The organism is Lelliottia sp., assembly GCF_045627565.1.
Taxonomy (GTDB): domain Bacteria; phylum Pseudomonadota; class Gammaproteobacteria; order Enterobacterales; family Enterobacteriaceae; genus Enterobacter.
The window spans coordinates 25,997-35,633 of record NZ_JAZQNX010000047.1; the positions used below are offsets into that span (position 1 = coordinate 25,997).

Annotated in this window: 7 protein-coding genes; 6 read left to right on the forward strand and 1 reads right to left on the reverse strand. The window is 56.2% G+C overall.

The window, feature by feature from the left end:
- Positions 1–125 precede the first annotated feature (125 nt).
- The 3 genes from lsrR (at position 126) to ACKI5T_RS21925 (ending at position 5,002) form a co-directional block, all read left to right on the forward strand.
- Complete coding sequence (gene lsrR, locus ACKI5T_RS21915) at positions 126–1,097, forward strand: transcriptional regulator LsrR (protein WP_015960521.1); 972 nt, start codon at positions 126–128, stop codon at positions 1,095–1,097.
- A 32-nt stretch (positions 1,098–1,129) separates the two neighbouring features.
- Positions 1,130–2,722 carry an autoinducer-2 kinase gene (gene lsrK / locus ACKI5T_RS21920; protein ID WP_407440163.1) on the forward strand — a complete coding sequence of 531 codons (1,593 nt, stop codon included), beginning with the start codon at positions 1,130–1,132 and terminating at the stop codon, positions 2,720–2,722.
- 258 nt (positions 2,723–2,980) lie between these two features.
- Positions 2,981–5,002: an FAD-dependent oxidoreductase gene (locus ACKI5T_RS21925; RefSeq protein WP_407440165.1), complete on the forward strand. Its 2,022-nt coding sequence runs from the start codon at positions 2,981–2,983 to the stop codon at positions 5,000–5,002.
- Between the two features lie 114 nt (positions 5,003–5,116).
- On the opposite strand, the gene rlmG is transcribed toward ACKI5T_RS21925, so the two are convergent.
- Entirely contained in the window at positions 5,117–6,253 is a 1,137-nt protein-coding gene (gene rlmG, locus ACKI5T_RS21930; protein ID WP_407440167.1) for a 23S rRNA (guanine(1835)-N(2))-methyltransferase RlmG, read from the reverse strand.
- A gap of 83 nt (positions 6,254–6,336) precedes the next feature.
- Between rlmG and ACKI5T_RS21935 the strand changes: the two genes are divergently transcribed.
- The 3 genes from ACKI5T_RS21935 (at position 6,337) to ACKI5T_RS21945 (ending at position 9,482) form a co-directional block, all read left to right on the forward strand.
- Positions 6,337–6,837: a YgjP-like metallopeptidase domain-containing protein gene (locus ACKI5T_RS21935; RefSeq protein WP_407440169.1), complete on the forward strand. Its 501-nt coding sequence runs from the start codon at positions 6,337–6,339 to the stop codon at positions 6,835–6,837.
- A gap of 260 nt (positions 6,838–7,097) precedes the next feature.
- Positions 7,098–8,096: a Gfo/Idh/MocA family protein gene (locus ACKI5T_RS21940; protein WP_407440171.1), complete on the forward strand. Its 999-nt coding sequence runs from the start codon at positions 7,098–7,100 to the stop codon at positions 8,094–8,096.
- Between the two features lie 417 nt (positions 8,097–8,513).
- Positions 8,514–9,482 carry a TerC family protein gene (locus ACKI5T_RS21945; RefSeq protein ID WP_015960527.1) on the forward strand — a complete coding sequence of 323 codons (969 nt, stop codon included), beginning with the start codon at positions 8,514–8,516 and terminating at the stop codon, positions 9,480–9,482.
- Positions 9,483–9,637 lie beyond the last annotated feature (155 nt).

A 9,637-nucleotide genomic window follows, 5' to 3' on the forward strand; every position in this document is an offset into this window, starting at 1 on the left:
CAGTTTTATTGATTAGGATCCAATTCAGGTCAAAACCTTTTAAAAGATCCGTTTTGCCGCGTGGCTCACATTTTCAATCCGCGCCATCACGAACATATGATCTAAATTTTTATAAGAGTTCACTTATGAGCGATAAACGCATTGCCGAAGAGAGTCGATTTGCCGGACTGGCGCTAACGGAAGAGGAACTGGTGGCGAGGGTGGCGTGGTGTTATTACCACGACGGTTTAACGCAGAACGATATTGGCGAGCGCCTGGGCCTGCCGCGTCTGAAAATCTCGCGCTTGCTGGAAAAAGGACGTCAGTCAGGTGTGATCCGCGTGCAGATAAATTCTCGGTACGAGGGTTGTCTGGCGCTGGAAACCGAATTACAGCAACGTTTTGGGCTGAAGCTGGTTCGCGTGCTGCCCGCATTAAACACCGTTCCCATGAATGTGCGTCTGGGGATTGGCGCTGCACAATCACTAATGGGTGTGCTGGAACCAGGGCAACTGCTGGCCGTGGGATTTGGTGAAACCACCATGAGTTGTATTCAGCACTTAAGCGGTTTTATTAGCTCGCAGCAGGTGCGGCTGGTGACGCTCTCGGGCGGTGTGGGGCCGTATATGACCGGCATCGGCCAGCTTGATGCAGCCTGTAGTGTCAGCATGATCCCTGCCCCGCTGCGCGTTTCGTCCGCAGAAGTGGCGGGGATTTTAAAACGCGAAGCCAGCGTGCGGGACGTGATCCTTGCGGCAACCGCAGCCGACGCCGCTGTCGTTGGCATTGGCTCGGTTAATCAGCGTCGTGATGCAACGATTTTACGCGCCGGTTATATCAGCGAAGGTGAACAGCTGATGTACGCCCGCAAAGGCGCAGTGGGCGATATCCTCGGCTATTTCCTGAATGCCGCGGGCGAACGGGTATCCGATCTTGAGATCCACCACGAATTACTCGGCGTGACGCTCGATGAACTGGCGCAGTTGCCTACCATCGTCGGCGTGGCGGGAGGGGAAGAAAAAGCAGATGCGATTTATGCCGCACTGAAAGGTCGCCTTATCAATGGCCTGGTGACGGAAGAGACGACAGCCCGCGCGGTGCTGGCTCTGGCTGGATAAGAGTCGCCCTGCGCCTGACACGAGGCAAGCTGATGAGTTACCTTTTAGCGTTAGATGCAGGGACGGGAAGCGTTCGCGCCGTTGTGTTTGATTTGCACGGCAACCAGATTTCGGTTGGGCAGGCGGAGTGGAAACACCTGAGCGTAGAAAACGTGCCCGGCTCGATGGAGTTTGATCTCGACACCAACTGGCGGTTCGCCTGTCAGTGCATTCACCAGGCGCTGGAGCGCGCGCACCTTAATGCCGCCGATATTCAGTCCGTCGCCTGCTGCTCCATGCGCGAAGGGATCGTGTTATACGATCGCAACGGCGACGCCATCTGGGCTTGCGCCAACGTCGACGCTCGCGCCAGCCGCGAAGTGGCAGAACTCAAAGAAATTCACGACTACCGCTTCGAATCCGAAGTGTATGACGTGTCCGGCCAAACGCTGGCGCTGAGCGCCATGCCGCGCCTGCTGTGGCTAGCGCATCATCGCCCTGATATTTATCGCAACGCGGCGACCATCACCATGATCAGCGACTGGCTGGCGGCGAAGCTGTCCGGCGAACTGGCGGTGGACCCGTCGAATGCGGGCACCACCGGCATGCTCGATCTGTTCAGCCGCGACTGGCATCCTGCCCTGCTGGATATGGCCGGGCTGCGCGCCGATATTCTCTCTCCGGTTAAAGAGACGGGCACCATGCTGGGAGCGGTCACAAAAGCCGCCGCGTCACAAAGTGGTCTACGCGAAGGCACGCCCGTGGTGATGGGCGGTGGCGATGTGCAACTGGGCTGCCTGGGCCTGGGCGTGGTACGCGCGGGGCAAACGGCGGTGCTTGGCGGAACGTTCTGGCAGCAGGTGGTGAATCTGCCACAGGTGCGTACCGATCCAGACATGAACATTCGGGTGAATCCTCACGTCATTCCAGGCATGGCGCAGGCCGAGTCGATCAGTTTCTTTACCGGGCTGACAATGCGCTGGTTCCGCGACGCCTTTTGTGCGGAAGAAAAACTGATTGCCGAGCGCATGGGAATGGACGCTTATGCTCTGCTTGAGGAGATGGCCAATCGCGTTCCGGCAGGTTCCCACGGCGTGATGCCGATATTTTCTGACGCCATGCATTTTAAGCAGTGGTATCACGCTGCTCCGTCGTTTATCAATCTTTCCATTGATCCGGAAAAGTGCAACAAAGCGACGCTGTTCCGCGCGCTGGAAGAGAACGCGGCGATTGTCTCAGCCTGCAATCTGGCGCAGATTTCACGCTTTTCCGGCGTGACGTTTGAGAGCCTGGTGTTCGCCGGTGGCGGCGCGAAAGGCGCGCTGTGGAGCCAGATTTTAAGCGACGTCACCGGCCTGCCGGTGCGCGTGCCGGAAGTCAAAGAAGCGACGGCGCTCGGCTGTGCAATCGCGGCGGGAACGGGCGCGGGGCTGTATAACGATATGGCTGCAACGGGTGAGAAGCTGGTGAAATGGAGCCGGGAATTCACGCCGAATCCGGAACATCGCGAGCTGTACGACGGGATGATGCAGAAGTGGCAGGCGGTGTATGCCGATCAGCTTGGCCTGGTCGACAGCGGCCTGACCACGTCGATGTGGCAAGCTCCGGGGCTGGTGCGCGTCCCCTCACCCCGGCCCTCTCCCTAAGGGAGAGGGCGAAAACCGGACTCTCCCCCCTATACTGTCGCAACAGTAAGTTCCTTTTTTGCTGGCTACCCACAGGCCGCTCCAGATTTTTCCCTCTCCCCCTTTGGGGAGAGGGTTAGGGTGAGGGGCAAACATCCGGCAGCATCAATCTTTGAATCCCATCACATTCACCGCACTCCCCTTTTCCCTTTTCCCGGCGACTGGCTAAATTAGTAACTCATCCGACCACATAACAATAATTTTACATTGGAAGAGATTATGAGCCGCTACCCGTCGTTATTCGCCCCGCTTGATCTGGGTTTTACTACGCTCAAAAACCGCGTGTTAATGGGCTCGATGCATACCGGTCTGGAAGAACACCCGGATGGCGCTGAACGGCTGGCGGCGTTTTATGCCGAGCGCGCCCGTCACGGCGTGGCACTGATTGTGACCGGTGGCGTTGCGCCTGCGCTGTCAGGCGTCGGAATGGAAGGCGGCGCGGTGCTGAACGATGTCAGCCAGCTGCCGCATCATCGCGTAGTGACGGATGCGGTACACAAAGAGGGCGGCAAAATCGCCCTGCAAATCCTGCATACCGGGCGCTACAGCTATCAGCCGCATCTGGTCGCGCCCTCAGCGATTCAGGCACCGATCAACCGATTCAAACCCCACGCCCTGACGCATGACGAAATTCTCACGCTGATTGATGACTTTGCCCGTTGCGCCGCGCTGGCACGTGAAGCAGGCTACGACGGCGTGGAAATCATGGGGTCCGAAGGCTATTTGATTAACGAATTCCTGGCCACACGCACCAACCAGCGCGACGACGAATGGGGCGGCGAATATGCGCGCCGAATGCGCTTTGCCGTCGAAGTGGTGCGTGCCGTGCGCAAGCGCGTCGGCAACGATTTTATTATCGTGTTCCGTCTGTCGATGATCGATCTGGTGGAAGGCGGCGGAACGTTTGACGAAACCGTACAGCTCGCGCAGGCGATCGAAGCGGCGGGAGCAACGATCATTAATACCGGCATCGGCTGGCACGAAGCGCGTATTCCTACCATTGCTACCGCCGTACCTCGCGCGGCGTTTAGCTGGGTGACGCGCAAGCTGAAAGGCAAAGTGTCGATTCCGCTGGTGACCACCAACCGCATTAACGATCCGCAGGTCGCAGACGATGTGCTGGCAAATGGCGATGCGGATATGGTGTCGATGGCGCGTCCGTTCCTCGCCGATGCCGAGCTGCTGTCCAAAGCGCAAAGCGATCGCGCCGATGAGATCAATACCTGCATCGGCTGTAATCAGGCCTGTCTGGATCAGATTTTCGTCGGCAAAGTCACCTCTTGTCTGGTCAACCCGCGGGCCTGTCACGAAACCAAAATGCCGATTGTACCGGCAGTGAAAATCAAGCGTCTGGCGGTGGTGGGTGCAGGCCCGGCAGGTCTGGCCTTTGCGGTGAATGCCGCGTCGCGTGGACATGCGGTCACGCTGTTTGACGCCGCTGCGGAAATCGGCGGACAGTTTAATATCGCCAAGCAGATCCCCGGCAAAGAGGAGTTTTACGAGACGCTGCGCTATTACCGCAAAATGATCGCGCTAACGGGTGTGGATCTGCGCCTCAATCATTTCGTGACCGCACCGGATCTGGCGGAATTTGACGAAGTGATCTTAGCCAGCGGGATCGCCCCACGTATGCCAGAGATCGAGGGTATCGATCATCCTAACGTGCTGAGTTATCTCGATGTCTTGCGCGACAAAGTGCCTGTGGGTGAAAAGGTGGCAATAATCGGCTGCGGCGGGATCGGCTTTGATACCGCGATGTATTTAAGCCAGCCGGGCGAGGCTACCAGTCAGAATATCGCCGAGTTTTGCGTGGAATGGGGGATCGACACCAGCCTGAATCAGTCCGGCGGCCTGCGTCCGGAAGGCCCGCAGTTGCCAAAAAGCCCGCGCCAGATTGTGATGCTGCAGCGTAAAGCCAGCAAACCGGGCGAAGGGCTGGGTAAAACCACTGGCTGGATCCATCGCACTACCCTGCTTTCACGCGGCGTGAAGATGATCCCGGCGGTGAGTTATCAGAAGATCGATGACGACGGATTGCATGTCACGATCGGCGGGGAGCCGCAGCTGTTGCGCGTGGATCAGGTGATTTTGTGTGCCGGACAGGAGCCGCGTCGTGAGCTGGCGGATCCGCTTCGCGAAGCGGGAATAACGGTGCATTTGATTGGCGGGTGCGACGTGGCGATGGAGCTGGATGCCCGGCGCGCGATTGCGCAGGGTACGAAACTGGCACTGGCTATTTAGCATTGCTGGAGGTAAAAGCAAAACGGTCACAATCGTGACCGTTTTGAATCTTTGCCCCCTCTTCCCGTGGAAGAGGTCCGGGGGTGAGGGCATCAGGCCTCACCCCGCCAAATCTTAGCGGGTACGACCCAGCTTCACCGCTTTGAGCACCACGAATTTATTGTTGGTCGCGATGGTGGTGCAATTACCGAAGATCTTCTTCAGCTTGTGGAAATAGTCCAGGTGACGGTTCGCCACAATGTACAACTCGCCGTTAATTTTCAGGCAGCGGCGCGCGTGGTGGAACATCTCCCACGCGACGTTATCCGTCAGCGCATGCTGCTGATGGAACGGCGGGTTGCACAGCACGGCGTTAAAGCGGAACGGCTCAACGCCGGACAGCGCGTTGTTGATCATAAACTCGCAGCGATCCAGCGCTTCGGGCATATTGGTTTCAACGTTGAGGCGGCTGGAGGCGACAGCCATTGGCGATTCGTCCGTAAAGAGGACACTCGCCTCCGGGTTTTTCTCCAGCAGCGTCAGGCCGACCACGCCGTTACCGCAGCCCAAATCGACGATTTCGCCTTCCAGGTTGCCCGGCAGATGTTCCAGGAAGAAGCGCGCACCAATGTCCAGCCCGGTGCGGGAGAAAACGTTCGCATGGTTATGAATTGTCCAGTCGGTGCCTTCCAGCTTCCAGCTTAGCATCTGCTGTGCGTCAACCAACGCAGGCTCCGTGAAGGTACAATTGATCAGACGCGCCTTTTTCCAGGCCAGCGTGGTGGTGGTAGTACCCAGAATTTTTTCGAACAGCTCCAGTGTGGAGTTGTGAATATCACGCGCTTTTGCGCCCGCGATAATGCGCGTTTGCGGCGTCACGACCAGACGCAGCGCGCGCAGTTGCTGTTCCAGCAGGGCCAGCGTTTTAGGGATTTTAATCAACACAACGCCCGGCGCCTGCGGGAATTCCGCGGTACTGTCTAAGAACTTGACTCTGGATTCCGCAATCTCGTTGTGGCGCAGGTTCTCGCGGGTGGCGAGTTCGCTGAGATAGGAATCGCCGATGCTGTAAGGCGTGTGCTCAGCCAGGGCGCAGGCCAGCGCACCGAAGGTATCATTCAGGACCAGAACCGGGCCGCTGATTTCGGTGTCATCCAACTGTTGCAGCAAATATTCATCCGCCGCTTCCCACGCCTGCAGTGGGTTAACGTCGTCCGTTTCCGGGAAACGTTTAAGGTTGAGTGAACGGAAACCGTTGTCTAAGTGGCTCATCGGCCCTCCTGAATGGTAAAATTTGGCGTATCCCTGAAAAGGGTGCGTGAGTATACCCGTTTTCCTCTTCATTTGGGGCTTTGATGAACCAACTAACTTATCTCCAGGGCTATCCGGAGAATTTACTGACTCAGGTCCGCACATTAATTACTGAGAAAAAGCTGGGTTCGGTGCTGGAAAAACGCTATCCGGGCACGCACGATTTCGCGACCGATAAGGCCCTTTGGCAGTATACGCAGGATATGAAAAACCGGTATCTGAAGAGCGCCCCGCCGATCAATAAAGTGATGTATGATAACAAGATCCACGTGTTGAAAAATGCACTCGGTCTGCATACTTCTATTTCACGTATCCAGGGCGGCAAGCTGAAGGCCAAAGCCGAAATCCGCGTGGCGACCGTTTTTCGCAACGCGCCGGAAGCGTTTTTACGCATGATCGTGGTGCATGAGCTGGCGCATCTGAAGGAGAAAGAACACGACAAAGCGTTCTATTCTTTGTGCTGCCATATGGAACCGCAGTACCACCAACTTGAGTTTGATACGCGCCTGTGGCTAACGCATTTATCGTTAAACAGTTGCCCCTAAATTATTCGAATTGCAGGACAAGGCACTTGTTCCTTGAGCAGCGCTGGTGCTGACCCCGGAGGGGCGAGGCCATAGGCCGAGTAACGCGGCGACGCAGTGCATCCCCAGGGGCTGACTAAAGTCAGTAGCTGGGGTGAGTGAGGAAAGCCAACACACCTGCAGCTTGCAGAATGACGGGGATGCGGAATAGCGCACTGGTTTTGTCATTCTGCCGTGCTACAGTGACAAAAGGTTCCCCGCTACGGAGTACGTGAACGTTTATGATACGTTTCGCAGTTATTGGTACGAACTGGATCACGCGCCAGTTCGTCGACGCCGCCCATGAAACCGGCAAATACAAACTCACCGCCGTTTATTCCCGCAGCCTTGAACAGGCGCAGTCCTTTGCAAGCGATTATCTCGTCGAGCACCTGTTTACCTCGCTCGACGACATGGCGCAAAGCGACGCAATCGACGCGGTCTATATCGCCAGCCCGAACTCTCTGCATTCGCAACAAACCCTGCAGTTCCTCGCCCATAAAAAGCATGTGATTTGCGAGAAACCGCTGGCGTCGAATATTCAGGAAGTGGAAGCCGCTATCGCCCTGGCGCGCGAAAACCAGGTGGTGCTGTTCGAAGCGTTCAAAACGGCGAGCCTGCCGAACTTCCTGCTGTTGCAGCAGTCCCTGCCGAAAATTGGCAAAGTACGTAAAGCCTTTATTAACTACTGCCAGTACTCGTCACGCTACCAGCGCTATCTGGACGGTGAGAACCCGAACACCTTTAATCCGGCTTTCTCGAATGGGTCGATTATGGATATCGGCTTTTACTGCCTGGCCTCTGCGGTCGCACTCTGGGGCGAGCCGCACGGCGTGATAGCCACCGCCAGCCTGCTGGACAGCGGCGTGGATGCGCACGGTGTGGTGGTACTGGATTACGGTGATTTCAGCGTCACGCTGCAACACTCCAAAGTGAGTGATTCGGTGTTGCCAAGCGAAATTCAGGGCGAAGCCGGATCGTTGGTTGTCGAGAAAATCTCGGAATGCCAGAAGGTGAGCTTTGTGCCGCGCGGTGGAAAGCCGCAGGAGCTGACGCAGCCTCAACATATTAACACTATGCTCTATGAGGCAGAGGTCTTCGCTCGTCTGGTAGAAAATAATGAAGTGAATCACCCTGGGCTGGCGGTGAGCCGTACGACGGCGAAACTGCAGACGGAAATCCGTCGTCAGACGGGTGTGGTGTTCCCTGCAGATGGCGTGACCGCTGAAGTCATCGCGTAAAGCTGTGTAATAGAATTCGGTCAGCCATTGACGAAATGCGTCTGCTGACATATTTTGTTACCTGCAAAGGGGAGTAACTTCATTGCCGGTGGGTCGTCATTACGATGCGTGCAATACCGCATCCGGTCGCCGGGCAACGAAAAAGAGTCACGAATGTGATCTTTTTGTTGTAAGTGAGACCTTGCCGGAAGGCGAGGTCCCTGCATAAAAAACGCAACGGCTATCGTCTTCTGACGTTAGCCGTTTTGTTTTTTTAGAGCCGATCCAAAAGGCGTTATTGCGCAGACAGTTTGAACACGGGCAGCGCGCTGCAAACGGCACGTACACGCAGTACGTGCGAATTGCGAGCACTGCCCAGGTTCAAAATGGCAAGCAAAATAGTCTTGTGGAGTAGGCTCGTAGCGTAAGGAAAATAGTATGCATTCTGTCGGCACTCCAATGTTATGGGGCGGATTCGCAGTCGTGGTAGTCATCATGCTAGCGATCGATCTGTTTTTACAGGGTCGTCGCGGCGCACATGGCATGACCATGAAACAAGCCGCCGCCTGGTCGCTGGTGTGGGTCACCCTCTCTCTGCTGTTCTGCGCCGCGTTCTGGTGGTATCTGGCCTCAACCGAAGGCCGTGCGGTGGCCGATCCTCAGGCGCTCGCATTCCTCACGGGTTATCTGATTGAGAAAGCCTTAGCCGTCGATAACGTCTTTGTCTGGCTGATGCTGTTCAGCTATTTCGCTGTTCCTGCCGCCCTTCAGCGCCGCGTGCTGGTGTACGGTGTGCTGGGTGCGATAATCCTGCGTACCATCATGATCTTTGCCGGTAGCTGGCTGATTACGCAGTTCGAATGGCTGCTGTACGTGTTTGGCGCATTCCTGCTGTTTACCGGTATCAAAATGGCGCTGGCAAAAGAGGATGAAACCGGGATTGGCGAGAAGCCACTGGTGAAATGGATCCGTGGGCATCTGCGCATGACCGACACCATCGACAACGAGCATTTCTTCGTGCGTAAGAACGGCCTGCTGTTTGCCACGCCGCTACTGCTGGTGCTGATTCTGGTTGAACTGAGCGACGTGATTTTCGCGGTCGACAGTATTCCGGCGATTTTCGCGGTGACCACCGATCCGTTCATCGTCCTGACGTCTAACCTGTTTGCGATCCTTGGTTTGCGTGCGATGTACTTCCTGTTGGCGGGCGTGGCCGAGCGCTTCTCCATGCTCAAGTATGGTCTGTCAGTGATTCTGGTCTTCATCGGTATCAAGATGCTGATCGTTGATTTCTATCATATACCGATCGCGATTTCGTTGGGCATTGTGTTTGGCATTCTGGCGCTGACGCTGGTGATTAACGCATGGGTTAACCATCAGAACGATAAGAAGCAGCAGGCGCAGTAGATTCTGCAGTTTGATGCCCTTGTATGTTTAAAGTCACTTCAGTTCCCCGTCAACAGACGGGTAAACTGTCAATGCGTTTGACCTGATGCCACAGCCCGTTAGCCCTCTGGGTTTTCAAGCCCGCGGGTGAGCTCATGGCGTGGCATCAGTTTTCC

What these genes read in the sequence shown, in the direction of transcription:
- lsrR (WP_015960521.1), top strand. Translation starts at nt 126, where the DNA reads ATGAGCGATAAACGCATTGCCGAAGAGAGTCGATTTGCCGGACTGGCG.
- lsrK (WP_407440163.1), top strand. Translation starts at nt 1,130, where the DNA reads ATGAGTTACCTTTTAGCGTTAGATGCAGGGACGGGAAGCGTTCGCGCC.
- ACKI5T_RS21925 (WP_407440165.1), top strand. Translation starts at nt 2,981, where the DNA reads ATGAGCCGCTACCCGTCGTTATTCGCCCCGCTTGATCTGGGTTTTACT.
- rlmG (WP_407440167.1), bottom strand. Translation starts at nt 6,253, where the DNA reads ATGAGCCACTTAGACAACGGTTTCCGTTCACTCAACCTTAAACGTTTC.
- ACKI5T_RS21935 (WP_407440169.1), top strand. Translation starts at nt 6,337, where the DNA reads ATGAACCAACTAACTTATCTCCAGGGCTATCCGGAGAATTTACTGACT.
- ACKI5T_RS21940 (WP_407440171.1), top strand. Translation starts at nt 7,098, where the DNA reads ATGATACGTTTCGCAGTTATTGGTACGAACTGGATCACGCGCCAGTTC.
- ACKI5T_RS21945 (WP_015960527.1), top strand. Translation starts at nt 8,514, where the DNA reads ATGCATTCTGTCGGCACTCCAATGTTATGGGGCGGATTCGCAGTCGTG.